We start from the raw sequence: 25,749 nt of genomic DNA on the forward strand, positions 1-25,749 counted from the left end.
CCCCAGCGGGCCTGAGCAGAGGGCCCGCCCACTATCGAACGAGGGGGCTCCACCCGGCTCGCCGGCCGGGTGGATCCCGCCTGCCGCAGGCCGGACCGCGGCTGTGACACCCTGGTCAGGTGACGCGACACGGTTGGGCGGACGAAACGGACGTGTCCCCGGCGGAGCGGTTCGCGCACTCCGCCAGCCGCCGCCGGTATCCGCATCTCGCGGAGTTCACCCTCACCCGCCCGTTCAGCCTCGATCCGTTCCAGGTCGAGGCGTGTGAGGCGCTGGAGAACGGGCACGGCGTCCTGGTGTGCGCGCCGACCGGGGCCGGCAAGACGGTCGTCGGTGAATTCGCCGTCCACCTGGCGCTGACCACCGGCGGCAAGTGCTTTTACACCACCCCGATCAAGGCGCTGTCCAACCAGAAGTTCGCCGACCTGATCGCCCAGTACGGACCGGAACGGGTCGGCCTGCTGACCGGCGACACGTCGATCAACTCGCACGCGCCCGTCGTCGTGATGACGACCGAGGTGCTGCGCAACATGCTCTACGCGCGCTCCGCGGACCTCACCGGACTGACCCACGTGGTGATGGACGAGATCCACTACCTCGCCGACAAGTTCCGCGGTGCGGTCTGGGAAGAGGTCATCCTGCACCTGCGCGACGACGTCCAGCTGGTGGGACTGTCCGCGACGGTGTCCAACGCCGAGGAGTTCGGGGCCTGGCTCGCCGAGGTGCGCGGCGACGTCACGGTGGTCGTGGACGAGATCCGGCCCGTTCCGCTCTGGCAGCACATGCTGGTCGGCAAGCGGATGTTCGACCTGTTCGGCGGGTCCGACCCGGCGACCGGCGACCCGTCGACGGCCCGGCTGCGGATCGATCCGGCGCTGGTCAAGGCGGTGCAGGGTGCCGAGGCGATCGCCGACCGGTTCGGCGGCGGCCGTCCGCAGCGCAGGGGCGGCCCGGGCGGATCGGAGGCTTTCCGCGGCGGCCCGCGCTGGCGCCCGCCGGCCCGGGTCGACGTCATCGAGAAGCTGGACGGCGCGGGCCTGCTGCCGGCGATCACCTTCATCTTCTCCAGGGCCGGCTGCGACGCAGCGGTGACCCAGTGCGTCCGCTCCGGCATGCGGCTCACCACGGAGAAGGAACGCGAGGAGATCCGGCAGATCGTCGACCGCCGGACCATCGACCTCGCGGAGGCTGACCTCGGCGTGCTCGGTTACTGGGACTGGCGGGACGCCCTCGAGCGCGGCATCGCCGCCCACCACGCCGGGATGCTGCCGGTGTTCAAGGAAACGGTCGAGGAGCTGTTCGTCGCGGGCCTGGTCAAGGCAGTGTTCGCCACCGAGACGCTGGCGCTGGGCATCAACATGCCGGCCCGGACGGTGGTGCTGGAGAAGCTGACGAAGTACAACGGCGAGGCGCACGCCGACCTGACCGCGGGGGAGTACACCCAGCTGACCGGCCGGGCCGGTCGGCGCGGGATCGACGTCGAGGGGCACGCCGTCGTGGTGTGGTCGCCGGGGATGGACCCGCGCGCGGTCGCAGGTCTCGCATCACGGCGGACCTACCCGCTGCGCTCCTCGTTCCGGCCGAGCTACAACATGGCCGTCAACCTGGTCGATCGGCTCGGCCGCACCGCCGCGCGGGACCTGCTGGAGCAGTCCTTCGCGCAGTACCAGGCCAACGGCACCGTGGTCGGAATGGCGCGACAGGTCGCCCGGAACAACGAGGCCATCGCCTCGCACGCCGCCGCGATGCAGTGCCACCTCGGGGACACCGCGTCCTATCTCGCGCTGATCAACGACCTGGCGGCCGCGGACAAGGAACTCGCGAGGGCCGGCGCCTCCCGGCGGCGCGACGAGACGGCGCGCGATCTGGCCGAGCTGCGCCGCGGCGACGTCATCGAGGTCCCCACCGGCAGGCGGGCCGGGCTGGCGGTCGTGCTCGATCCCGGGGTGGCCACGGACGGAACGTCCCGGCCGCTGGTGGTGACGGCCGGGAGCTGGGCGGGCCGGCTCACCATCGCCGACTTCCGCGGCCCGGTGCCGACCCTGGGCCGGTTGCGGCTCGGCAAGTTCACCGACCACCGGTCGCCCAAGGTGCGTCGCGACGTCGCGTCCGCACTGGCCTCGTCGGGCATCCGGCCGACCGGGCGTGGTGCCCGCCGCGAACCGGTCGAGGAGTTCGACCTGACGGTGCTGCGCAAGGCCGTTCGCGCGCACCCGGTGCACGGCTGCGCCGACCGCGACGAACACCTCCAATGGGGCCGCCGCTGGCGCCGGCTGAGCGCCGAGAACGAAGCGCTGGCGGCGCGGGTGTCCAGTGCGACCGGCTCACTCGGTCAGGCACTCGAGGAGATCGTCGACCTGCTCGAGGAGCGCGGCTACCTGCGCGGTGACCGGCTGACCGCCGACGGCAAGATGCTGGCCAGGATCTGGTCGGAGAGCGATCTGGTGGTGGCCGAATGCCTCCGCCGCCGGGTGTGGGAAGGCCTCACCGCCCCCGACCTGGCCGCCGTGGTGTCCAGTCTGGTCTTCGAGGCCCGCCGCGAGATGCAGGGCACCGCGCGCGCCCCGTCCGGCCCGGCCGCCGACGCATTGCTCGCGACGACCAGGGTCTGGGCCGAAATCACTGCCCGGGAAAGGGCTCTCGGCCTGCCTCCGACCCGGGACCCGGATGCCGGGTTCGCGGCCGCGGTGGCCGCCTGGTGCCGCGGCAACTCGCTCGCCGATGCGTTGGCGGTCGCCGTCGCCGGCGGCACCGACCTGTCCGCGGGCGATTTCGTCCGGTGGTGCAGGCAGGTGATCGACCTGCTCGACCAGGTTGCGGGCGTGGCGGCGCCGGCCGTCGCCGCCGCTGCCAGGTCCGCCGTGGGATCGCTTCGCCGGGGCGTCGTGTCGATGGGTTCCGTCTAGCCGACTGCGCCGGTCACGTCGAGTATCGGCACGCGGGTATCAGCACGCCGCCCCGGATACTCCCAGGATCGCGATGCCGTCGGCCGAGCCCCGACAGGTCACATAGATCCGATTGCGGCGTTTCGCGCCTGCGGATCGGCGTCGTGGTTGGATCATGCACAGACGCGACGGCGGCCGGACGATCGGACCGTCGATCACGACCGGTTGATCGTAGGAGGACGCGATGAGCACGCCACAGGGCGGTCAGCCCGGCAGCGGACAGGACGGGCAGCAGTGGTCGCCACCGCCGCGTTCCGACCCCCCGAACTCTGGACAGCCGAATTCTGGACAGCCGAACTCCGAACAGCAGCCCGGCCAGCCCGACGAGGGCGCCACCACGGTCTTCCGGCCCGGCGACATGGCGCCGGACGCGGGCTCGTCGGCAGCCGACACGGGTCCACAGAGCGCAGCGCCGCCGCACCCGTCGCAGGGTGAGCAGGGCCAGGTTCCGTCGTCCGGCGCATCGGGCGGCTGGGACCAGGGCCAGCAGGATCGGCAGAGCGGCGGGCTCGGCCACGACGGAACGGGTCAGTCCTACGGACAGCCGAGCGCGCCTCAGCCGGCTGCGCCGCCGACCACCACCGAGCCGGCGTACGGGTCGCAGCCGCCCGCGTACGGTTCGCAGCCGTCCTACGACCAGGGCGCTTACAGCCAACAGCCCGGTCAGGGTGCCGGATACGGCCAGCAGGGTTATCAGAACTACCAGCAGCCGGCCGACTACGGCCAGCAGGGCTACCAGCAGCCGGGTTACCCGGCTCCGCAGGACCAGGGTCAGCCTGCCGGTGGTCAGCAGGGTTACGGCCAGCCCGCCGATTACGGGCAGCAGGGGTATTCGCAGCAGGGCTACTCCCAGCAGGGGTATTCGCAACCCGGCTCCTCACAACAGGGATACGAGCAGCAGGGATACGAGCAGGGCTACCAGCAGCCCACCTACGGTCAGCCGGGTTACGGCCAGCCGGCCGGGTACGGCCAGGACACCTACGGTCAGCAGCCCGCAGGTTACGGCCAGCCCGCGTACGGGCAGCAGCCCGGCGGGTACGGGCAGCAGCCGGGTTACGGCGGTTACGCCGCGGCCGGTGCGCCGCTGGCCGGCAGTTCGCCCGCGGTCGGCGTCGACCAGCGACCGAAGAAGTCGAACCAGGGACTGATCATCGCGATCATCGCGGTCGTCGTGCTTGCCGCTCTGGCGGCGATCGTGCTCTTCGTGTGGCCGGGTGTGCTGAACAAAAAGGTCTTCGACGAACGTCAGGTCACCCAGGGCGTGACCACCGTGCTGACCGGCGCCCCGCCGACCGGCTACGGGCTGAGCGGCGTGACGGACGTTTCGTGCCCGTCGGGACAAGAAGTCAAGGCCGGCACCAGCTTCCAGTGCACCCTCAAGGTGGACGGCAATCCGCAGACGGTGACGGTGGACGTCAAGGACGCGAACGGGCTGTACGAGGTCAACCCGCCCAGCTGACCGACCCGGGACGGCCCGGTGCCGGTAGCGTTCCGCTGCATGCTGCAGCTGCTCGATCTCGCCGGTATCTATTTCCGCGCGTTCTATGCGGTGCCCACCTCGATGACCTCGCCCGACGGCCGGCCGGTCAACGCCGTCCGCGGATCGCTGGACATCCTGGCCAGGGTGATCGCCGATGCCCGGCCGACCAGGGTGATCGCCTGCCTGGACCTGGACTGGCGGCCGGCCTGGCGGGTGGAGCTCATCCCGTCTTACAAGACACACCGGGTGCTGGACCCGCAACAGGCCCTCGCGCCGGCCGCATCGCCGGTCGTTGAAGGCGCGTCCCAGGCACCGCACAGCGGCATCGCGGGCACCTCCGCCGACATCGAACAGGTTCCGGACGAGCTGTCACCGCAGGTGCCGATCCTGCTCGACGTGCTGGCCGCGATCGGGATCGCCACCGCGGGCGCCCCGGGCTTCGAGGCGGACGACGTCATCGGCACCCTGGCGGCCACCGAGAAACGGGACCCCGTCGAGGTTGTCACCGGGGACCGAGACCTGTTCCAGGTGGCGCGGGACACCGACCCGGCTGTCGCTGTGCGGTACATCGGAGCCGGGATGAGCAAGGCCGCGGTGTACCGGGCGGCCGATGTCGCGAGCAAGTACGGCATCCCGGCCGGTGCGTACGCCGACTTCGCCGCGCTCCGCGGCGACCCGTCCGACGGCCTGCCGGGAGTTCCCGGTGTCGGCGACAAGACGGCGGCGACGCTGATCAACAGGTTCGGGTCCGTCGAGGGTCTGATCGAGGCGCTGGACGGCCGGTCGACCGGTCTCACCGCGACGATGCGCGCGAAACTCGGAGCGGCGCGGGCCTACCTGGAGGTCGCACCCACGGTGGTCCGGGTCGCGTCCGACGCTCCGGTGGTGGTCGAACCGGACAGCGGTGACGCGCTGCCGCGGGAGCCCGTCGACCCCGGCGGGCTGTCGGATCTGATCCGGCTGCACGGCATCGGCGGGTCGACCGCGAGATTGGTCGCCGCGATCGAGGGACGCTGACGGCTGCCTTCCGTGCGGCCCTCCGGTGGGCACTAGGCTCCGGTCCATGTCTCTGGACCAGACCGTCGTCGCTGCCGCCGTCGCAGAGGATCCAGTCGTCTCGACCTTCGCCGATCGGCTCGGGCGGCTCGCCGAACAGGCGGGCACGATCGGCGCCGATGCCATCCTCATCGCGCCCGGCCCCGACCTCGAGTACTTCATCGGTCACTCCGTCGGGTCGCACGAACGGCTGACCTGCCTGGTGGTGCCCGCCTCGGGCGAGATCGCCCTACTGGTACCGACTCTGGAGCGGCTCGGCTGGGCGGGGACGGCCGTCGAACATCTCGACGTCGCGATCAGCACCTGGACCGACGGCGAGGACCCCTACGCCGCACTGGCCGGGCTGATCCCCGCGGATGCGTCCGTGCTGGCGGTGGACTACCACATGCCGGCGGTGCATGCCCTGAACGCGCAGCGCATCGTCCCGGGCTCCGCATTGACCCTTGCCGGGGAGGCGATCGCCGAGCTCAGGATGCGCAAGGGCCCGGACGAGATCGCCGCCCTCTCCGCCGCCGGCGCCGCCATCGACCGGGTCCAGGCCCGGGTCGGCGAGTGGCTGCGGGCCGGTCGCACCGAGAACGACGTCGCGGCCGACATCGCCGCTGCCATCGTGGCTGAGGGCCACGCCCGGCCGGACTTCGTCATCGTCGGGTCCGGCCCGAACGGCGCCAGCCCGCATCACGAGGCCTCGGACCGGGTGATCCAACCGGGCGACCCGGTGGTCATCGACATCGGCGGCCCGATGCCGTCGGGATATTTCTCCGACTGCACACGGACCTACGTGGTCGCGCCCGCCGCTGGTCAGGACGTCGACCCGGACGTGCGCGCGGTGTACGAGATCGTCCGCCGGGCGCAGGCGGCCGGCGTCGCCGCCGTCCGTCCCGGGGTCACCGCCGAGTCGATCGACGCGGCGTCCCGGCAGGTCATCGAGGACGCGGGATACGGCGAGTACTTCATCACCCGTACCGGCCACGGCATCGGCCTGGAGGTGCACGAGCACCCGTACATGGTGGCCGGCAACAGCATTCCGCTCGAGCCCGGGATGGCGTTCTCGGTGGAGCCCGGCATCTACCTGCCGGGCCGGTTCGGGGTCCGCATCGAGGACATCGTGGTGGTGGGCGATTCCGGTCCGGTGCTGATGAACACGGCGACCACCGAGCTGACCGTCGTCGGCGCCGTCAACCCTGCCGTCGGCACGAACGGCTGAGGGGATCACGATGCTCGAGGAACTCGACGCCCGCATCGCGGCGGTGCTCGCCGCCGACGGTCGCTGTAGCTACACCGACCTGGCCGACCGGGTCGGACTCTCGGTATCCGCCGTGCACCAGCGGGTGCGGCGGCTGGAGAAGCGCGGCGTCATCCGCGGCTACTCGGCGCAGATCGACTGCGAGCAGATCGGCCTGCCGCTGACCGCGTTCGTGTCGCTGACCCCCATCGACCCCGCCGCACCGGACGACTATCCTGGACGGCTGGCGGCGCTGTCGGAGATCGAGGCCTGTCATTCGGTGGCCGGGGTCGAGTCGTACATCGTCAAGGTCCGGGTGGCCTCGCCCGCGGCTCTCGAGGCGCTGCTGGCACAGATCAGGGCGACCGCCGGGCTGTCCACCCGCACCACCGTCGTCCTCTCGACGCCGTACGAGAACCGGCCGGTGACACCGCCTCTGGTGCTCGACGGCGAGGACGCGGGACTCCCAGGCGCCGACCTCCGTGCGATGTCCAGCAACGGCGACCCGGAGGCCGGCGACTGAGCGGTCGGCGGCATGATGGGATCAGCCGGTGACCCGCACACTGCCCTCAGGTCTCCCAGCCACCGATTTGCCGGCCGCCACCCGTGACGACACCGCCGACATCCTGCACGGCGTCCCGATCGCCGACCCGTACCGCTATCTCGAGGATCCCGACGCTCCCCGCACCAGGGAATTCGTCGAGGCCCAGAACGCCGTCTCGCAACCGTATCTCGCGGCGCTGCCAGGGCGGGATGACCTGCTCGCTCTGGTGACGGCGCTGCTCACGGCTCCCCGTCGGGGAGTGCCCTGGGAACGTGGCGGCCGGTACTTCGTTGTGGCCAACCCCGGCGAGCTCGACCAGGATCAGTTGTTCACGGCGGGGTCACTGGAGCAGCTGCTGGCATCGCCGACTCTGCTGCTCGACCCCAACACGCTCTCCGACGACGGCACCGTCGCGATGACGGCGGCGCGGGTGAGCCCGGACGGCCGGTACCTTGCCTACGCGCTGTCCGAGGCGGGTTCGGACTGGCGGACCCTGCACGTGCGGGAGACCGCCGGTGGTGCGGATGATGCGCCACTGCCGGACCGGCTGGCGTGGACGAAGTGGGTCGACCCCACGTGGCTGCCGGACGGATCGGCCTTCCTGTACTGGCGTTACCCGGCGCCCACCGGGGCCGAGTTCACCGCGGCGATGGGCGCCGGCGAGCTCCTGCTGCACCGGCTCGGCACCGACCCGGACCAGGACCGGGTCGTCTGGTCCCGGCCCGACGAGCACGAGTGGATGCCCGATCCGTGGGTCTCGCCGGACGGCCGCTGGCTGGTGCTGACGGTGAGCCCGGGGACCGACTCGCGGACGACGCTGGAGGCCCGCCGGCTGACCGTCGACGCTGAGGGTCGCTATGACGTCGAAGAGGCGGGGGTGGCCGTGGTCGGTGAGTTGGTCGATGCGCACCACGTCGTCGGGTCCGACGGCGACACGCTGTACCTCCGCACGGAGCGCGACGCCCCCCGCGGGCGGCTGGTCGCCGTGAACCTGACGGCACCGCATCAGGCGTGGACCGACATCGTCGGACAGCACGACGCCGACGTGCTGGTCGATGCCGCTCCGGCGGCCCGTGCCTTCGTGCTGACCTGGTCGTCCGACGCCGCGCACCGGGTCGAGATCGTCCGCCGGGACGGCACTCCCGTCGGTACGCCGGAGCTCCCGGTGCCGATCTCGTTGACCACCGTCAACTCCCGTGACCGCAGCACCGAGGTGTTCGTCGGGGTCACCTCCTTCACCGAGCGGGCCCGCGCCTACCGGCTCGACCTCGCCGACCTCGACGGCCCCGAACTCGCCGGACCCGACTCCGACCTCGCTGAAGTCGATGAACCCGCCTCGCCCGGCCGCATCGGCGTCACCGCGCTGCCGCAGCCGGGCCCGGAGATCTCACTTCCTGAAGTGACCGTCGAGCGCCGTCGGGCCGCTTCCGCCGACGGAGTGGCGGTGCCGATGACGGTGCTCCGCCGTGCTGATCTGCCGCCGGGGCCGCGAGCCACGCTGCTGTACGGCTACGGCGGTTTCGACATACCGGTGCTGCCCGCCTTCTCCGCCCTGTTCGCCGGCTGGGTCGCCGCGGGCGGCGTGCTCGCGGTGGCGAACCTGCGCGGCGGCGGCGAGTTCGGCGCGGACTGGCACAAGGCCGGGATGCTGCACCACAAGCAGCGGGTTTTCGACGACTTCTTCGGCTGCGCCGACGACCTGATCGCCGCTGGGGTGACGTCACCGGTGCAGCTCGCCGTCCACGGCCGGTCCAACGGCGGACTGCTGGTCGGCGCGGCGATGACTCATCGCCCCGAGCTGTTCGCGGCGGCCCTGCCGACGGTCGGTGTGCTGGACATGCTGCGGTTCCACCTGTTCACCATCGGCTGGGCCTGGACCACCGAGTACGGCAGCCCGGACGATCCCGACGACTTCGCCGTCCTGCTGGCGTACTCGCCGCTGCACCGCCTGCGGCAGGGCACCGCATACCCGGCGACGCTGATCTGCACCGGTGACCACGACGACCGGGTGGTGCCGGCCCACTCGCTGAAGTTCGGCGCCGAGCTGCAGCGCTGCCAGGCCGGCCCGGGACCGGTCCTGCTGCGGGTGGACACCCGGTCCGGTCACGGGATGGGCAAACCCGCGACTGCGCTGGCCGCCGAGTACGCCGACCAGCTCGCGTTCGCCGCCGCGCACACCGGCCTCGATGTGCTGCCGGTGACGTCGACCGGGCTGTCGCAGTCCGGCCGATCGGGAACAGATTTGCGAGAAGGTTAGTTCGAATAACTTGTCCGGGAACTGTTGGCTCGGCGAGAAGACAGGGGAGCGGGCACGTGACGGCAGCGGCACCGACGTCGGCCGTCGGGTTCAGGTCCGAGCGGGGGCCCATCCTCATCTCGTTGATGCTCAGCACCTCGCTGGTGGCGCTGGACTCGACCATCGTTGCGACCGCGGTGCCGTCGATCGTTGCGGACCTCGGCGGCTTCTCCCAGTTCCCCTGGCTGTTCTCCGTCTACCTTCTCGCGCAAGCAGTCTCGGTCCCGGTCTACGGGAAGCTGGCGGACATGTTCGGCCGCAAGCCGGTCATGCTGTTCGGCATCGGCCTGTTCCTGCTGGGCAGCATCCTCTGCGGGGTGGCCTGGAGCATGCCCGCGCTGATCGCCTTCCGGGCCGTCCAGGGCCTCGGCGCCGGCGCCGTGCAACCGATGAGCATCACCATCGCCGGCGACATCTACACGCTCGCCGAGCGGGCGAAGGCGCAGGGCTACCTGGCCAGCGTGTGGGGGATCTCCGCGGTCGTGGGGCCGACCCTCGGCGGGCTGTTCGCCGAGTACCTGACCTGGCGCTGGATCTTCCTGGTGAACATCCCGTTGTGTGCGCTGGCCGCGTGGATGCTGATCCGCCGCTTCCACGAGTCGGTCACCAAGGTCCGGCATCGCATCGACTACCTGGGCAGCATCAGCCTGACGGCGGGCTGCACGCTGATCATCCTGGGCCTGCTGGAGGGCGGCCAGGCCTGGGCGTGGAACTCCGCCACCGGCATCGCGGTGCTGGCGTCCGGCGCCGTGCTCCTGCTGCTGTTCGTCCTCGTGCAGCGCCGCGCCGCGGAACCGGTCCTGCCGCTGTGGGTGTTCACCCAGCGGGTGCTGATGGCCAGTGCGGTGATCGCGCTGCTGGTCGGTGCGGTGCTACTCGGGCTGACGACCTACGTGCCGACGTTCGTGCAGACGGTGCTCGGTACCGGGCCGTTGGTGGCCGGCTTCGCGCTGGCCACGCTGACCATCGGCTGGCCGATATCGGCAGCCCTGTCCGGCCGGCTCTACCTCCGCCTTGGCTTCCGCCGGACCGCCGCGATCGGCTCGGTGCTGGTCGTGATCGGGAGCTCGCTGACCGCGTTGCTCGGCGACTCGTCGAGCGTATGGTCGGTCGCCGGATGCTGCTTCGTCGTCGGGCTGGGCATGGGACTGGTGGCGAGCCCGACGCTGATCGCCGCGCAGAGCAGCGTCGGCTGGGCAGAGCGCGGTGTCGTGACGGCGAACAATCTGTTCTTCCGGTCGATCGGCAGTGCGGTCGGTGTAGCCGTGTTCGGCGCCATCGCGAACGCCACCCTCGGCGGCTCGGCCACCGCCGACGCCGACCCGGCGGCGCTGGCGGACGCCACCCACGACGTGTTCCTGGCCTCGCTGGTGCTGGCCGTGCTGATGATGGCCGCCGCCTTCCTGCTGCCCGGCGGTAGCCCGTCCGGTGAGCAGGCCGCCGCCGATCCCGACGCGACGTCGGCAACCGAGCGCACTCGCGACAACCGCTGACGCCCGATCCTGGATCAGAGAACGAGCTCCGCCAGCCTGTGCACCTGGGAGAGGTCGGCCACGGTCGGGTCGAGGATCAGCTCGTCCACGCCGGCGTCCTCGTACGCCGCCATCGCCCCGGTGATGGCCTCCCGGCCCCGGAGTGCTCCACCGGCCACCATCTCCACGTACTCACCCATGAATCCGTAGTAGTGCCGGAGGTAGGCGTACGACGCTGCCTCCACATCGTCGCCGAGAGAGAAGTAGGCCAGCGCGAGAATCCGCGGCTCGCCGGCCTTGCCCGCCTCCTGCCATGCCTGCCGCACCCGCGCCGCCATCGGCGCGATCTGATCGGGAGGTGCACCGCCCGCGGTCCAGCCGACGCCGTACTGGACGGTGCGGCGCACCCCGGCCGCTCCGCCGCCGCCGATCAGCAGCGGCACGGTACCGCCCGGCACCTCGGGTGTCACCGGTTCCGGGCTGCCGGCGACCGGTTTCCCCCGCCAAGCCGCGAGCATGGTGTCGAGCATCTGGTCGGTGCGCTTGCCGCGATCGGCGAAAGTCGTTCCCGTGGCGACGAAGTCGTCCTCGCGGCCGCCGACGCCAATTCCCAGGGTGAGACGGCCCTGCGCGATGGAAGCCACCGTCGCGGCCTCCTTGGCGACGAGCACCGGGTCCCGGGTGGGCAGCACCAGGATGTTGCTCAGCAGTTCGATGCGCTCGGTGACCGCCGCCGCGGCGGCCAGCGAGATCAGTGAATCGTGATTGGGGAAGGCGATCCGGTCGATGGTGGCCAGGGTGGGGAAGCCGCAGGTTTCCGCGGCGACCGCCCACGCCGGCAGCAGGCGGCCGGGACAACCCGGCACCGGGTTCGGCAAGCCGATTCCAATTTTCATGAACGCACAATAATGGCGGCTGTCTGTTTCGGCACGACCGTTCGCAACCGGTGATACCAGGGACGCGGCACGTCCTCAGTCGGCGGTGGCGGCCCGCATCCCCGGTTCGGTCCGGTAGATGATCTCGATCGCCGCCGCCCCGACCGCACCGACGGCGAGCGACTGCCACAGGATCGTCGGGGTGAGCGAGAAGTTGAAGAAGGTCTGGCCCAGCGGCGTGATGAACGCCAGCGCGGCGATGGCGACCATGGATGCCAGCAGCAGCGCCTTCCACGGCCGGAACGGCCGGGAAAGCACCACCAGGATCCAGAACGAGGTGACCAGCAGCGCGATGGTCGCCGCGGAGGACGGCTGCCAGCAGATGACGTTCACCGCCGAGGCCTTGGATTCGGTCTGCACCAGGCATTCCGTGGCCGGGGGAGCGCCGACTTCCGTCCTGGCCAGCAGGTAGGAGATCAGCACGACGAGCCCCGCCACCGCCCCGGCGGGCACGGCGAACCGGAGCACCCGTTTCAGGAAACCAGGGATGTAGCGGCGCTTGTTGGGCCCGAGCGCGAGGAAGAACGCCGGGATACCGATGGTCACCGCCGAGACCAGGGTGAGGTGCCGCGGCAGGAAGGGGAACGGCAGCGTGAACAGCGCAGCCGAAATGATGGCGATCAGGCTCATCACGTTCTTGGCCACGAACAGGTTCGCCACCCGCTCGACGTTGCCGATCACCCGCCGGCCCTCGGCCAGCACCGACGGCAGGTGCGAGAAGCGGCCGTCCAGCAACACCAGCTGGGCGACGGCTTTGGTGGCCTGCGCCCCGTTGCCCATGGCCACCCCGATGTCGGCGTCCTTGAGCGCGAGAGCGTCGTTGACCCCGTCCCCGGTCATCGCGACGACATTGCCGTTCCGCTGCAGCGCCTGCACCAGGGCCCGCTTCTGCTCCGGCGACACCCGGCCGAAAACAGTGGTGCGGGCGACGATGTCGCGCAGCTCCTCCGGATCCTCGCCGATCGTGCGGGCGTCCACCACGGCATCCGGACCCAACTCGAGCCCGACCCGCAGGGCGATGGCCCCGACGGTGGTCGGGTTGTCGCCGGAGATGATCTTGATCTTGACGCCCTGCTCCTTGAAGTACTGCAGCGTGTCCTTGGCGTCGGGCCGGACCTGCTCGGTCAGCGTCACCAGCGACACCGACCGCAGGTCGGCGGGGAGGTCCTGCCCGTGCAGTGGGGAATCGGAGCGGGCCAGCAGCAGCACCCGCCGGCCGGTCGAGGCGAGTTCGCTGACCCGTTCACGCAGCGGGTCGTCGTCGGCCAGCAGCACGTCGGGCGCGCCGAAGATCAGCGCGCCGCGGTCGGTGAAGGATGCGGCACTCCACTTCCGGGCGGAGTTGAAGGCGATGGTCACCTCCCTGGCCCAGCCGGTCGGTGCGTCGAGCGCGGCCCCGAGCGCCTTGAGCGTGCCGTTGGCGTTGGGATCGTCGGCGAGAGCACCCAGTGCGGCACGGATCTCGTCGGCGCTGAGGTCGGCGCACGGCTCGCAGTCCTCGAACGCGATGTCGCCGACGGTCAGGGTGCCGGTCTTGTCCAGGCACACCACATCGACCCGGGCCAGCCCCTCCACGGCGGGCAGTTCCTGCACCAGCACCTGCTGCCGGGTGAGCTGTACCGCGGCCAGCAGGAACGCTACCGAGGTCAGCAGGACCAGGCCCTCCGGGACCAGGCCGACGAGGCCGCCGGTGGACCGGATGACGACCTGCTGCCAGCCCTGTTCGCCGATGGCCCGGTACTGCGACCAGATCTGCAGCGGCAGCGCGATCACGATGATCCAGGTGATGTACTTCAGCAGCCGGTTGACCGACTCCTGGATCTCCGAGCGGGTTTTCGTGAACTTCTTCGCCTCGGCGGCGATCTTGTTGATGTACGAGTCCGGCCCGACGGCGGCGGCCGTGAACCGCCCGCTGCCGGCGACCACCGTGGTCCCCGAGCGGACCTCGTCACCGTCGTCCTTCGGGATCGCGTCGGCCTCGCCGGTGAGGTTCGACTCGTCGATCTCCAGGCCGATCGTCGAGAGCATGGTGCCGTCGGCGGGCACCTGATCGCCGGTGCGCAACTCGATCAGGTCGTCGAGCACCACGTCCACCGTGGCGATCTCGACGACAGCGCCGTCCCGCACGACGAGCGTGGTCGGTGAGTTGAGCAGCGCCAGTCTGTCGAGTTTGCGCTTGGCCAGATACTCCTGGCCGATGCCGATCGCCGAGTTGACGATCAGCACCACGCCGAACAGTCCGTCGGCGAGCGACCCGGTGCTCAGGATGAGCACGAACAAGGCCCCGAGGATCGCGTTGAACCTGGTGAACACGTTCGTCTTGAAGATCAACCAGAGCGACCGCGACGATGCCTGGCTGGTGGCATTCACCTGCCCTAGCGCGACCCGTTCGGCGACCTCGGCCGTGGTCAGGCCGGACGCCGAGGACGGCCTGACCGCGACGCTGGAGGCGCCCGCGACGGACGGTTCGAGACCGGGCTGTCGGTAGCCGGCGGAGTCGGGCGGCATGCTCACCCGGCTACTGTGACAGATCGCTCCGACAGCGATGGCACGGATATCGCGGACATGTCGGGCAACCACCCGATGGTGTGGGCCGAGGGCCGCGTGCTGTGATCGGGTCACCGTGGGGTTGACTGGACGGCAATGACGCTCACCCTGCTGCACAACGGCCGCATCCATACCGCCGCGGACCCGGATGCGACCGCCATGGCCATCGCCGGTTCCACCATCAGCTGGATCGGCGCCGAGCACGCGATCCAGGTCGCCGGAACCCCGGACCGGGTCATCGATCTCGACGGAGCGCTGGTCGTCCCGGGCTTCGTCGATGCACACGTGCACAGCACGGAGGCCGGCCTCGCACTCACCGGTCTTGACCTGTCCGGCACCCGATCGCTGGCCGAGTGCCTGGCCGCCGTCCGGTCGTTCGCCGCCCGCAACCCTGACGGCGTGCTGTGGGGGCACGGCTGGGAGGACACCCGCTGGCCGGAACGCCGCGCACCCACCCGCGCCGAGATCGACGAGGCCGTCGGGAACCGCCCCACCTACCTGTCGCGGGTCGACGTGCACTCGGCGCAGGTCAGCTCGGCACTCGCTGCGGCAGTGGCGGACAGCGGCTCGCTGACCGGCTGGTCCGATCAGTCGCCCGTCAGCCGGCAGGCCCACGCCGCGGTGCGGGCCGTTGCGCGGCAACAGCTCTCGGGCGTGCAACGGGAACAGGCGCAGGTGGCCTTCCTCCGTGCGGCGGCCGCGAACGGCATCGTCGAGGTGCACGAGTGTGCGGCGGCCGACGAGACCGGGCGCGGTGACCTCGCCGCGCTGCTGGCGGTGGGCGGGCCGATCCCGGTGCGGGCGTACCTGGCGGCCGCGGTCACCGAACCGGCCGAAGCGCTCGCGATGCTGGCCGAGAGCGGGGCGCACGGGCTGGGCGGCGATCTGGTGATCGACGGCGCCATCGGATCCCGGACGGCCGCCCTGCGCAGCGACTACCACGACGATCCGGGGAACCGCGGCGCCCGGTACCTGACCGATCAGCAGATCGCCGACCACCTGGTGGCGTGCACGCTGGCGGGCGTCCAGGCGGGGTTCCATGCCATCGGTGACGACGCCGTGCACGCGGTCGGCGCCGCATTGAAAGAGGCGGTCCGTCAGTTGGGCGACAACGCGACGGTGCGGCTGGCCGGCTGTGCGCATCGCGTCGAACACGCCGAGATGCCCGACGACGGCGACATCGCCGCGTTCGCCGCGACCGGCGTCGTCGCCAGCATGCAGCCGCTGTTCGACGCCGCATGGGGTGGCCCGGACGGCCTGTACACCGAGCGGCTGGGTGCGGACCGGGCAGCGGCGATGAACCCGTTCGCGACGATGGCCGCGGCGGGCGTCTCGCTGGCGTTCGGGTCAGACGCACCCGTGACCCCGGCCGACCCGTGGGCCGCGGTGCAGGCGGCCACGCATCACCGGACGCCCGGTAGCGGGCTCTCTCCGCGGGCGGCATTCACCGCCCACACCAGGGGTGGTCACCGCGCCGCAGGCCGCACCGACCGGGGGATCGGCACCATCTCGGTGGGGGCGCCCGCACACCTGGCGATTCTGGCCGCCGGTCCGCTGGTCCGGCCGGCCGCCGACCCGTCGGTCGCCCGGTGGTCGACCGACCCGCGGTCCAGGGTTCCGTTGCTGCCCGATCTCACCCCGGGGGCGCAGCTGCCCACCACGATCGCGACCGTCGTCAACGGGGTCGTCGTCTTCGACTCCGGACTGTTCGGGGCCTGACCGTTCGCAGACCGGACGGGCGAGCGCGGCCGGTCAGGCCCGGCGTTCCGCCGCCAGGGTGTCGAACTGGCGGGCGAGTGCGTCCCGCGCACCCTCCAGGTGGGAGCGCATCAAAGCCTCCGCCTGCTCGGCGTCGCCGTCGACCAGGGCCTGCAGGACGGCGCCGTGCTCGGCGACGATCCGGTCCCGGCCGAGTGCGTACCGGGACTGCACCATCGACAGGTGGATCTCACCGGAGAGCGCCCGGTAGAGCCGGCTGAGCCGCGGGCTGTCCACCGCCTTGACCAGGACCCGGTGGAACCGCAGATCGGCCTCCACGAACTGGCTGTGCCCCGCGACCGGGGCCACCGCGGCGAGATCCCGGACGGCGTCGGCGGCCTCCGGCGGGATCGCGTGCCCGGCGATCCGGCGGACCACTTCGAGCTCCAGTGGCATCCGCACCAGGAACAGGTCCTCGACGTCGTCCCGGGACAGGGTCGGCACCTGAGCCGAGCGATGGGCCTCCCGGCGCAGCAGGCCTTCCTGCACCAGATGCGTGATCGCCGCTTTGGCCGTCGGCCGTGACACCTCGTACTCGGTGGCGACGTCCGTCTCGGTGAGCCCGACTCCGGGGTCGATGTCGCCATCGAGCACCCGTGCCCGCAATGACGCGGACAGCGCGTCCACGACGGAGACGGTTTTGAGTCCCTTCATGCCCTGAGCCTCTCTTGCCGGCATGCCGGGGACAGGACCAAGTGCCCTACTCCCTGCGGCGGTTGCCGCACAGGCTACCGGGATGTTCCGTTTTGTCTCTCAATCACCCTGAGGGGTTGACAGACATGTGTACTTGTCTTACAACTTACCAATCGCTGCAGCACACGACATGCCGCGACTCCCACGCCCGTCCAGGGCCGACACAAAGGAGTGCCGATGTTCCAGCAGGTAGCTGATCCGGTAGGGGGGTCACTGGCCTTGTCCGCGCTCATCGCGGCTCTGCCGTTGGTGACGTTGTTCGTTCTGCTCGGGGCGCTGAAATGGAAGGCGTGGCAGGCGGGCATCGCCTCGCTCGTCGTCGCGCTCGCGGTGGCCATCTTCGCGTTCGGGATGCCGGCGGGCCAGGCCCTGCTCGCCGCCAGTGAGGGCGCGGCATTCGGTCTGTTCCCGATCATCTGGATCGTTCTGACCGCCATCTGGATCTTCCGGATGACCGAACTCACCGGCTACGACCTGGTGCTGCGCAGGGCCTTCGGGTCGCTCTCGCCGGACCAGCGCATCCAGGCGATCATCATCGCCTTCTGCTTCGGCGCACTGCTCGAGGCGCTGGCCGGATTCGGCACGCCGGTCGCCGTCACCGCCGTCATGCTGATCGCCGTCGGCATCACCCCGATCAAGGCGGCCGGGGTCGCGCTGGTCGCGAACACCGCACCGGTCGCCTTCGGTGCGATCGCCGTTCCGATCACCACCCTGGGCAAGATCACCGGACTCGACCCGAACCTGCTGGGCGCGATGGTCGGCCGGCAGACGCCCATCCTCGCGATCTTCGTGCCGTTGATCCTGGTCCTGATGGTCGACGGCAAGCGCGGCGTCCGGCAGACCTGGCTCGCCGCTGTGGTTGCGGGCGTCGCATTCGGCGGTGCCCAGTTCCTCAGCTCCAACTACTTCAACTACCAGGTGGCCGACATCATTGCGGCGCTCGCCGGCGCGCTGGCCGTCGTCCTGCTGCTGCGGGTGTGGCAGCCGTCGGAGATCGTCACCGCGGAGAGCATTGCCGCCCTGGAGCCGGTCGTCCCGGCCGGATCGCCGGCCAAGGCCCGCACCGGGAACACCGGGGGTTCGGACACAACCGGGGGATCCGCTGACGCTGCAGAAACTGGACCGGTCAGCAAGCGCGAGGCACTGCTCGCCTTCGCGCCGTATCTCATCGTCGTCGCGCTCTTCACCCTTGTCTCGTTCGGTCCGCTGAAGGACTTCCTGGACACCCATTCGGGCTGGAAGTTCGCCTGGCCGGGCCTCGAGGTGCTGAACAGCGAGGGGAAGCCGCTCGCCGCTTCCACCTTCAACTTCAACGTCTGGACCGCCGGCGGAACCGTGCTGCTCGTTGCCGGCATCCTGACCGCGGCCGTCTACCGGTTGTCCGTGTCGCGCGCACTCGGCGCCTTGGGAGCCGTTGTCGTGCAACTGAAGTGGACGATTCTCACGGTCGTCGCAGTGCTCGCGCTGTCGTACGTGATGAACTTCTCCGGTCAGACCGTCACCCTGGGTCTGGCACTCGCTGCCACCGGTGGGTTCTTCGCCTTCCTGTCCCCGGTCGTCGGCTGGATCGGCGTCGCGGTGACCGGCTCGGACACCTCCGCCAACTCGCTCTTCGGTCTGCTGCAGACCACCGCCGCCACCAAGACCGGCATCAGCCCCTACCTGCTGGCCGCGGCCAACACCTCGGGCGGCGTGCTCGGCAAGATGATCTCCCCGCAGAACCTGGCCATCGCCGCGGTCGTCGTCGGCATGGAGCACAAGGAGCACGTGCTGTTCCGCAAGGTGATCTGGTGGAGCCTCGGCCTGCTGCTGGGCATGTGCGTCCTGGTGTACCTGCAGTCCACCCCGGTCCTCGGCTGGATGGTCGTCAGCCCGTGACGACCTTGCTGAAGCGCAGCCATCCGCCCGCCACCGGCTCGACGCTGGCCGAGTCGCCGCCGGCCCTGCTGCTGGCGCTCGGCGCCGCCCTGGCCGATCCCGGCCAGATCCGCAACCGGGCGACCGACCGGCTCGCACTGGGCCACGACGCCTCGCATTTCGCGCTCACCCCGAGCGTGGTGGTCACGCCCAAGGATGCTGCCGACATCGGCAGGCTGTTCGCGGTGTCGGCTGCCCAGGGGGTGCCGATGACCTTCCGGTCGGGCGGCACCAGCCTGAGCGGGCAGGGCGTGACCGACGGCCTGTTGGTCGACACCCGGCGCAACTTCCGCGACATCGAGATCCTGGACGGGGGCGCCCGGGTCAGGATCGGTCCGGGCGCCACGGTCCGCCAGGTCAATGCCAGGCTGGCCGGCCTGCACCGCAAGCTCGGCCCCGACCCGGCCAGTGAGATCGCCTGCACGCTGGGCGGTGTCGTCGCCAACAACTCAAGTGGCATGGCGTGCGGCACCGTCGCGAACACCTACAACACCGTCGACTCGATGGTGCTCGTGCTGCCCAGCGGCACCGTCATCGACACCGGTACCGCCGATGCCGACGAGCGGCTGCGGGCACTGGAACCCGAGCTGCACCGCGGACTTGCGGTGCTCCGGGACCGGGTCCGGGGAAACCCGGCGTCGGTCCGCACCATCGAGCAGCAGTTCTCGATGAAGAACACCATGGGCTACGGGCTCAACTCCCTGCTGGACCACGATTCCCCGGTCCAGATACTTGCCCATCTCGTGGTCGGTAGCGAGGGCACGTTGGCCTTCGTGGCGTCCGTGGTGATGCGCACCGTCCCGCTGCTGCGGCATGCGATGACCGGACTGCTGGTCTTCGAAACGCTCAGCGGCGCAACCGGTTCGCTCCCGGCGATCCTGGGCACCGGACCGGCGACCATCGAACTGCTGGACGCCGCGTCGCTCCGGGTGGGGCAGGCCGACCCGCAGGCCGACGCGACGCTGCGGCAGATCAATGTCGAGCGGCACGCCGCCCTGCTGGTGGAGTACCAGGCCGATTCGGCCGGCGCCGTGGCCGATCTCAGCGCCGCGGCCCATCCGGTGCTGGCCGGGCTGCCGGTCACCACACCCGCCGAGCTGACGGCCGACGCCCGGGCACGTGCCCGGTTGTGGCACACGAGGAAGGGCCTGTACGCCACGGTGGCCGAGGCCCGTCCGTCGGGCACCACTGCGTTGCTCGAGGACATCGTCGTCCCCGTGCCGGCGCTGCTGGACACCTGCGAGAAGCTCACCTCGCTGTTCGGGAGGCACGGCTACGAGGACAGCGTGATCTTCGGCCATGCCAAGGACGGCAACATCCATTTCATGCTCACCGAGCGGCTCGGCGGTGGCGGCCCGCTCGACCGGTTCCTCGGGTTCACCGAGGACATGGTCGAGCTGGTCCTCGGGCACGGCGGGTCCCTGAAGGCCGAACACGGCACGGGCCGGATGATGGCGCCGTACGTGCGTCGCCAGTACGGCGACGAGCTCTACGACGTCATGCGGCAGATCAAACACCTCTGCGATCCACGGGGGCTGCTCAACCCCGGCGTCCTAGTCAGCGATGACGCCGACGCGCACGTCAACCACCTCAAGGTCACCCCGACCGTCGAGCCGGAGGTCGACCGCTGCGTGGAATGCGGCTACTGCGAACCGGTCTGCCCCAGCAAGGACATCACCACGACGCCCCGTCAGCGGATCGTGCTGCGCCGGGAGATGCAGCGAGCGGCGGCAGCAGGGGACACCGCGCTGCTCGAACAACTCGAGGACGAGTACGAGTACGACGCCGTCGACACCTGCGCGGTCGACGGCATGTGCCAGACCGCGTGTCCGGTCCTGATCAACACCGGTGATCTGGTCAAACGGCTGCGCGGGGAGAACGCCGGCGCGATCGCCGCCAAGGGCTGGGCCACCGCCGCGAGGCACTGGGCCGGCACCACCCGGGCCGCCTCGGCGGCACTGAGCATCACCGCCAAGCTGCCGCCCGCTGTCGTCACCGGCCCGAACAAGCTGGGCCGCATGGTGATCGACGACGACACCCTGCCGTTGTGGTCACCCGACCTGCCCGCCGGCGGTGCCGCGCGGCCACGCGACGAGAACCCCGGCCTGCGCGGTGCAGATGCGGTGTACTTCACCGCCTGCGTCGGGACCATGTTCGGACCCAGCGAGGCCGGGCCGGGCGTGCGGGAGTCGTTCCAGCAGATCTGCGAACGCGCCGGGATCACCCTGGGCTACCCGCCCGACCTGCCGGACCTGTGCTGCGGCACACCGTGGCGATCGAAGGGAATGAAGGCCGGATACGCCGCGATGGCGGAGCGCGTCCTGCCGGCATTGTGGACGGCCACAGCACACGGCGAGATACCGCTGGTGTGCGACGCGTCGTCGTGTACCGAGGGGCTACGGCAGATGCTGGAGAGCGAGACCGCAGCCGCGGACAGCCGTTATGCCGCGCTGAAGATCGTCGACAGCGTCACCTTCGTCGCGCAGACCGTCCTGCCGAGGCTGGAGCTGACCCGCAAGCTACCGTCGCTGGCCCTGCACCCGACCTGTTCGTCCACCCGGATGAACATCAACGAGTCGCTGCGCGAGGTCGCCTCTGCGGTGGCCGAGTCCGTGACCGTCCCGGACTCGTGGGGCTGCTGCGGTTTCGCCGGCGATCGCGGGTTGCTGCATCCCGAACTGACCGAATCCGCGACCCACGCACAGGCAGCCGAACTGGCAAACGGCACATTCGGGGCTTTCGCCTCATGCAACAGGACCTGCGAACTAGGTATGACAAGAGCAACCGGAAAGCAGTACCAGCATGTTGTCGAGTTGGTCGATTGGGCCAGCTCGAGTTCTTGACCAGATCCGAGCGGTGATCCCGGCTCGGCGATGTCGTCAATGTTGACGACTTGAGAGGTGTTGAGCGTGGCTGACATCGGGCGTATCCCCGGACCGACCGTCGAGAACTGGGAGTGGCAATTGTTCGGTGCCTGCCGTGGGATGGACACTGCGATGTTCTTCCACCCCGCCTCGGAGCGGGACCCGGCCAAGGGCCGCAGGATCGCCCAGGCCAAGGCGGTGTGCAACACCTGCCCCGTGCTGACGGAGTGCCGCACGCACGCCCTGCAGGCCCGGGAACCGTACGGGATCTGGGGCGGCATGTCCGAGGACGAGCGGGCGGCCGCCCTCGGCCTCCGGTCGATGCGGTACCCCGCCGCGCGGGCCGAAACCGGCTGACGGACCTCTCACCGCCAGATCGGGGCACCTGCATGACCCAGACGATCCATCCCGCCGGAGCACCACCCGCGCGAGGCGAGCACCGTCCGCCGCACGCGCGGGTGGTCACCGGGCTGGCCGCCGTCATCGGCGTGCTGGCCGCGGTGGCAGCGGCGGCGGGCGTGCTGGCCAGCGCCCGCCCGACGGGCTTCGTCACCCCACGAGGTGACGCGGTCGAGCTGTTCGGAGATGGGATCTACCGCTACGACTCCCTGCTGGCGGGCGCCGGCAACAGGGGAACCGACTGGATCACCCTGCTCGTGGTGATCCCGGTCCTGGTCGCCGCCGTGCTGGGATACCGGACGGGTTCGCTGCGCTGGGGGCTGATCCTCACCGGCGTCTTCGGGTCGATGCTGTACGTGTACGCCACGATGGCCGTCGGCACCGCGTTCAATCCGTTCTTCCTGATCTACGTCGCCCTGTTCGCGGCCGGTCTGTGGGCGTTGGTGTTGTCCATCCGCGACGTGGACCTGGCGGCGATCGAAGAGCGGATCGACCAGCTGCCCCGGCGCGGTCCGGCGGCGCTGATGATCACCAGCGGGGTGGCGACCGCACTGATCTGGGTGGCACCGGTCCTGCAGGCGCAGCAGTCCGGCGGGACCCCGGCAGGGTTGGGCGTGTACGCCACCTCGGTGACGACGGCGCTGGACATGGCCGTCATCACGCCGGCCGCCGTGGTCGCCGGACTCCTGATCCTTCGCCGGTCGGTCTTCGGCTATCTGCTCGCCTTCCCGCTGCTGGTGCTGGAGGCGTTGCTGGCGCCGATGATCATCGCCCAGACGATCAGCCAGCGTTCGGCCGGCGTCAACCTGACGGCAGCCGAGATCGCGGGCCCGGTAGGCGGATTCCTGCTGTTGTCGCTCATCGCAATCTGGATGGTGATCGGGCTGCTGCGCGCGCTCGGACCCACGCGCCACGAGTGAGCCGGGAACCGTCGGGCGGCCCATTACCCTGAACTTGTGGCATCACCGACCCTGGGTACGGAGCCCGGCCTCCCCCCAGAGGTGCCGGCGGGGACGCTCCGACGCCTGCGTCGTCAGCAATCGGAGGGTGATGACGGCCGGGCCGCGCGGTTGCGCGCAACACTGTTCAGCGGCGGTGTCCTGCGGCTGATCGGCGCGCTGCTCGGGGGTCTCGCGCTGTACAGGGCGTTCGCCCCGTCCACCTGGTGGTGGGCGGCGATGGCGGCCTTCGTGCTGCTGGGTGTGGCGGTGAACGGGCGCGGCTGGCGTGCCGGGCTGGGTCTCGGATTCGTCTTCGGGTTGGCGTTCTACCTGCCGCTGCTGAGCTTCACCAACGTCTACGTCGGCGACCCGCCCTGGTACGCACTGTCGGTCGCGATGGCGCTGCTCACCGCGCCGGCCGGGGCGCTGGCCGCCGCGGCGTCGCGCAGGCTGCCATTCTGGCCGATCTGGGCCGCCGCCGCCTGGATCACCGGCGAGGCCATCCGCGCCCGGCTCCCGTTCGGCGGATTCCCGTGGGGCGGCATCGCCTTCTCCCAATCCGACGGCCCGCTGCTCCCCGCGGCCGCCGTCCTGGGTGCACCGGGACTCGCGTTCCTGACCGCGCTGGTCGGGTTCACGATCGCTCAGCTCATCAGCACAGGTGCCGGCCGCCGGCGGGCGGGCGACGACCAACCCGTGCGGAAGCTGCCCGCGATGCTGATCACCGCTGCGCTCATCGCGCTGCCCTTCCTGATCGGGATCGCGGGCCGGGCGGCGGTGCAGGACGGAGCCGGCGCACCGACCGAGACCATCGCCGTCATCCAGGGCAACGTCCCGCGGCCGGGGTTGGAGTTCAACGCCGAGCGCCGGGCCGTGCTCGACCTGCACGCCAAGCAGACCACGGAGCTGGCGACCGCCGTGCGGGCCGGCACCGCTCCGCAGCCTGCACTGGTCATCTGGCCGGAGAACTCCACCGACATCGACCCGTACCGCAATGCCGACGCGAATAGGGTGATCTCGACCGCCGCAGCCGACATCGGAGTCCCGATCCTGGTCGGCGCCGTGGTACAGACGGACACACCGGGGGAGCTGTACAACCGGGGAATCGTCTGGGACCCGGTCACCGGGCCCGGAGCGACCTACGACAAGCGGCACCCGCTGCCGTTCGGCGAGTACATGCCGTACCGCTCGTTCTTCCGGATCTTCTCGGACAAGGTCGACCTGCTGCGGGGCACCTTCCTGCCGGGGAACGCCGCCGGCAACCTGGACGTCGGCGGCGTCGCGGTCGGTGACGTCATCTGCTTCGAGGTGGTCTACGACGACCTCGTCCGGGACGTCGTCGACGGCGGGGCGCAGGTACTGGTGGTGCAGACCAACAACGCCACCTTCGGGTACACCGACGAGACCTACCAGCAGCAGGCGATGAGCCGGGTGCGTGCGGTCGAGCACGGCCGGGAGGTGCTGATCTCCTCGACCAGTGGCGTCTCGGCGGTCATCCGGCCGGACGGAACCGTGGAGTCGTCGATCCCGCTGTTCACCCCCGGATACATGACGCCCCGTGTGCCGCTGATCACGGCGACCACACCCGGTACGGTTCTCGGTGGCCCGCTGGAGTGGGTGCTCGCGATCGCCACGCCGCTGGCGCTGGCCGCCGTCATCCTGACCGGTGGTCGGCGACGCAGGCGGACGCCGTCCGGGTCGGCCGGTCCAGCGGCACAGAACGCACCGGCAACGTCGACGGAGGACCCAGCACAGTGAGCCCCGAGAGTGCACCGACACCCTCTCCCCGTCCGCAGCCCGACACCCCGCACGGCGACCGCGTACTGGTGATCACCCCGACCTACGACGAGCGGGAGAACCTGCCGCTGATCCTGGATCGGCTGCTCACCGCGGTGCCCGCGGTCAACGTCCTGGTCGCCGACGACGGCAGCCCGGACGGCACCGGCCAGGTGGCGGACGGAATCGCGGCCGAGGACGAGCGGGTGCACGTCCTGCACCGCGCGACGAAGGAGGGCCTCGGAGCGGCCTACGTCGCGGGCTTCGGCTGGGGCCTCGAGCGCGGCTACGACGTGCTCGTGGAGATGGACGCGGACGGCTCACACGCCCCCGAACAGTTGCCGCGCCTGCTGGACGCGCTGAACCACGCAGACGTGGTGATCGGCTCCCGCTACGTGTCGGGCGGGACCGTGGTCAACTGGCCCAAACGGCGGGAGGTGTTGTCCCGGGGCGGGAACCTGTACTCCCGGCTCGCGCTGGGCGTCCGGATCTACGACATCACCGGCGGCTACCGGGCGTACCGCGCCGAGGTGCTGCGGGCGCTGCCGCTGCCGGAGATCGAATCGCACGGGTACTGCTTCCAGGTGGACCTGGCCTGGCGGGCCGTCCAAGCGGGTTTCCGGCTCACCGAGGTGCCGATCACGTTCACCGAACGGGAGATCGGCACGTCGAAGATGAGCGGCGGGATCGTCCGCGAGGCCCTGCTGAAGGTGACGGCGTGGGGCGCCGCACACCGCTGGCATCAGGTGCTCTCGCTGGTCGGCATCGGCCGGAAAGATCGCGAAGCCGCCCGCTGATCCTGTTTCAGCGAACAAACCCCATGAACAGACAGCGCCGCCCGCCTCGGAGGAGATCGATTCGTGCTTGTCCGTGGTACTCGGCAACCGTGGGCTGAGTCGGA

General features: G+C 70.6%; 17 protein-coding genes. 14 read left to right on the top strand and 3 right to left on the bottom strand.

Features of this window, described 5'->3' with window-relative positions; translation table 11 throughout:
* The first annotated feature begins 119 nt into the window (after positions 1–119).
* From ACVBEQ_RS24065 to ACVBEQ_RS24095, 7 genes are all read left to right on the top strand, one after another.
* Complete coding sequence (locus ACVBEQ_RS24065; RefSeq protein WP_447155929.1) at positions 120–2,906, top strand: DEAD/DEAH box helicase; 2,787 nt, start codon at positions 120–122, stop codon at positions 2,904–2,906.
* 223 nt (positions 2,907–3,129) lie between these two features.
* The gene (locus ACVBEQ_RS24070) at positions 3,130–4,404 is read left to right on the top strand and encodes a DUF4333 domain-containing protein (protein ID WP_447155930.1); all 1,275 of its coding nucleotides are present in this window, start codon (positions 3,130–3,132) and stop codon (positions 4,402–4,404) included.
* A gap of 39 nt (positions 4,405–4,443) precedes the next feature.
* The gene (locus ACVBEQ_RS24075; RefSeq protein WP_447155931.1) at positions 4,444–5,442 is read left to right on the top strand and encodes a 5'-3' exonuclease; all 999 of its coding nucleotides are present in this window, start codon (positions 4,444–4,446) and stop codon (positions 5,440–5,442) included.
* A gap of 46 nt (positions 5,443–5,488) precedes the next feature.
* On the top strand, positions 5,489–6,688 hold the full coding sequence (locus tag ACVBEQ_RS24080) for a M24 family metallopeptidase (protein WP_447155932.1): 1,200 nt from the start codon (positions 5,489–5,491) through the stop codon (positions 6,686–6,688).
* A 10-nt stretch (positions 6,689–6,698) separates the two neighbouring features.
* The gene (locus ACVBEQ_RS24085; RefSeq protein WP_447155933.1) at positions 6,699–7,229 is read left to right on the top strand and encodes an Lrp/AsnC family transcriptional regulator; all 531 of its coding nucleotides are present in this window, start codon (positions 6,699–6,701) and stop codon (positions 7,227–7,229) included.
* A gap of 28 nt (positions 7,230–7,257) precedes the next feature.
* Positions 7,258–9,507: a prolyl oligopeptidase family serine peptidase gene (locus tag ACVBEQ_RS24090; RefSeq protein WP_447155934.1), complete on the top strand. Its 2,250-nt coding sequence runs from the start codon at positions 7,258–7,260 to the stop codon at positions 9,505–9,507.
* 125 nt (positions 9,508–9,632) lie between these two features.
* Complete coding sequence (locus ACVBEQ_RS24095; RefSeq protein WP_447155946.1) at positions 9,633–11,039, top strand: MDR family MFS transporter; 1,407 nt, start codon at positions 9,633–9,635, stop codon at positions 11,037–11,039.
* Between the two features lie 14 nt (positions 11,040–11,053).
* Here ACVBEQ_RS24095 and ACVBEQ_RS24100 read toward each other — a convergent pair whose 3' ends face one another.
* Complete coding sequence (locus tag ACVBEQ_RS24100; protein WP_447155935.1) at positions 11,054–11,914, bottom strand: LLM class flavin-dependent oxidoreductase; 861 nt, start codon at positions 11,912–11,914, stop codon at positions 11,054–11,056.
* A 75-nt stretch (positions 11,915–11,989) separates the two neighbouring features.
* Complete coding sequence (locus ACVBEQ_RS24105) at positions 11,990–14,461, bottom strand: HAD-IC family P-type ATPase (protein ID WP_447155947.1); 2,472 nt, start codon at positions 14,459–14,461, stop codon at positions 11,990–11,992.
* Positions 14,462–14,596: 135 nt separating this feature from the next.
* Here ACVBEQ_RS24105 and ACVBEQ_RS24110 point away from each other — a divergent pair, with 135 nt between their 5' ends.
* Positions 14,597–16,219, top strand: coding sequence for an amidohydrolase (locus ACVBEQ_RS24110; RefSeq protein ID WP_447155936.1), 1,623 nt, complete (start codon positions 14,597–14,599; stop codon positions 16,217–16,219).
* 33 nt (positions 16,220–16,252) lie between these two features.
* On the opposite strand, the gene ACVBEQ_RS24115 is transcribed toward ACVBEQ_RS24110, so the two are convergent.
* Positions 16,253–16,912, bottom strand: a complete 660-nt coding sequence (locus ACVBEQ_RS24115) for a GntR family transcriptional regulator (protein ID WP_447155937.1) — start codon at positions 16,910–16,912, stop codon at positions 16,253–16,255.
* A gap of 216 nt (positions 16,913–17,128) precedes the next feature.
* On the opposite strand from ACVBEQ_RS24115, the gene ACVBEQ_RS24120 reads away from it, so the two are divergent.
* The 6 genes from ACVBEQ_RS24120 (at position 17,129) to ACVBEQ_RS24145 (ending at position 25,645) form a co-directional block, all read left to right on the top strand.
* A complete protein-coding gene (locus ACVBEQ_RS24120) occupies positions 17,129–18,829 on the top strand; it encodes an L-lactate permease (protein WP_447155938.1) in 1,701 nt (566 codons plus the stop codon).
* Positions 18,826–21,711, top strand: a complete 2,886-nt coding sequence (locus ACVBEQ_RS24125) for an FAD-binding and (Fe-S)-binding domain-containing protein (protein WP_447155939.1) — start codon at positions 18,826–18,828, stop codon at positions 21,709–21,711. Before ACVBEQ_RS24120 ends, ACVBEQ_RS24125 begins: the two co-directional genes overlap by 4 nt.
* 66 nt (positions 21,712–21,777) lie before the next feature.
* The gene (locus ACVBEQ_RS24130) at positions 21,778–22,089 is read left to right on the top strand and encodes a WhiB family transcriptional regulator (RefSeq protein WP_447155940.1); all 312 of its coding nucleotides are present in this window, start codon (positions 21,778–21,780) and stop codon (positions 22,087–22,089) included.
* Between the two features lie 32 nt (positions 22,090–22,121).
* Entirely contained in the window at positions 22,122–23,051 is a 930-nt protein-coding gene (locus tag ACVBEQ_RS24135) for a hypothetical protein (RefSeq protein WP_447155941.1), read from the top strand.
* Between the two features lie 36 nt (positions 23,052–23,087).
* Positions 23,088–24,830: an apolipoprotein N-acyltransferase gene (gene lnt, locus ACVBEQ_RS24140; protein ID WP_447155942.1), complete on the top strand. Its 1,743-nt coding sequence runs from the start codon at positions 23,088–23,090 to the stop codon at positions 24,828–24,830.
* Positions 24,831–24,898: 68 nt separating this feature from the next.
* Positions 24,899–25,645: a polyprenol monophosphomannose synthase gene (locus tag ACVBEQ_RS24145; protein WP_447155948.1), complete on the top strand. Its 747-nt coding sequence runs from the start codon at positions 24,899–24,901 to the stop codon at positions 25,643–25,645.
* Positions 25,646–25,749 lie beyond the last annotated feature (104 nt).

It is taken from the genome of Nakamurella sp. GG22 (genome assembly GCF_052976845.2).

Bases quoted from the DNA above. Each gene is read 5' to 3' on its own strand.
- ACVBEQ_RS24070 (WP_447155930.1), top strand. From the start codon at position 3,130: ATGAGCACGCCACAGGGCGGTCAGCCCGGCAGCGGACAGGACGGGCAG.
- ACVBEQ_RS24075 (WP_447155931.1), top strand. From the start codon at position 4,444: ATGCTGCAGCTGCTCGATCTCGCCGGTATCTATTTCCGCGCGTTCTAT.
- ACVBEQ_RS24080 (WP_447155932.1), top strand. From the start codon at position 5,489: ATGTCTCTGGACCAGACCGTCGTCGCTGCCGCCGTCGCAGAGGATCCA.
- ACVBEQ_RS24085 (WP_447155933.1), top strand. From the start codon at position 6,699: ATGCTCGAGGAACTCGACGCCCGCATCGCGGCGGTGCTCGCCGCCGAC.
- ACVBEQ_RS24095 (WP_447155946.1), top strand. From the start codon at position 9,633: ATGCTCAGCACCTCGCTGGTGGCGCTGGACTCGACCATCGTTGCGACC.
- ACVBEQ_RS24100 (WP_447155935.1), bottom strand. From the start codon at position 11,914: ATGAAAATTGGAATCGGCTTGCCGAACCCGGTGCCGGGTTGTCCCGGC.
- ACVBEQ_RS24105 (WP_447155947.1), bottom strand. From the start codon at position 14,461: ATGCCGCCCGACTCCGCCGGCTACCGACAGCCCGGTCTCGAACCGTCC.
- ACVBEQ_RS24110 (WP_447155936.1), top strand. From the start codon at position 14,597: ATGACGCTCACCCTGCTGCACAACGGCCGCATCCATACCGCCGCGGAC.
- ACVBEQ_RS24115 (WP_447155937.1), bottom strand. From the start codon at position 16,912: ATGAAGGGACTCAAAACCGTCTCCGTCGTGGACGCGCTGTCCGCGTCA.
- ACVBEQ_RS24120 (WP_447155938.1), top strand. From the start codon at position 17,129: ATGTTCCAGCAGGTAGCTGATCCGGTAGGGGGGTCACTGGCCTTGTCC.
- ACVBEQ_RS24135 (WP_447155941.1), top strand. From the start codon at position 22,122: ATGACCCAGACGATCCATCCCGCCGGAGCACCACCCGCGCGAGGCGAG.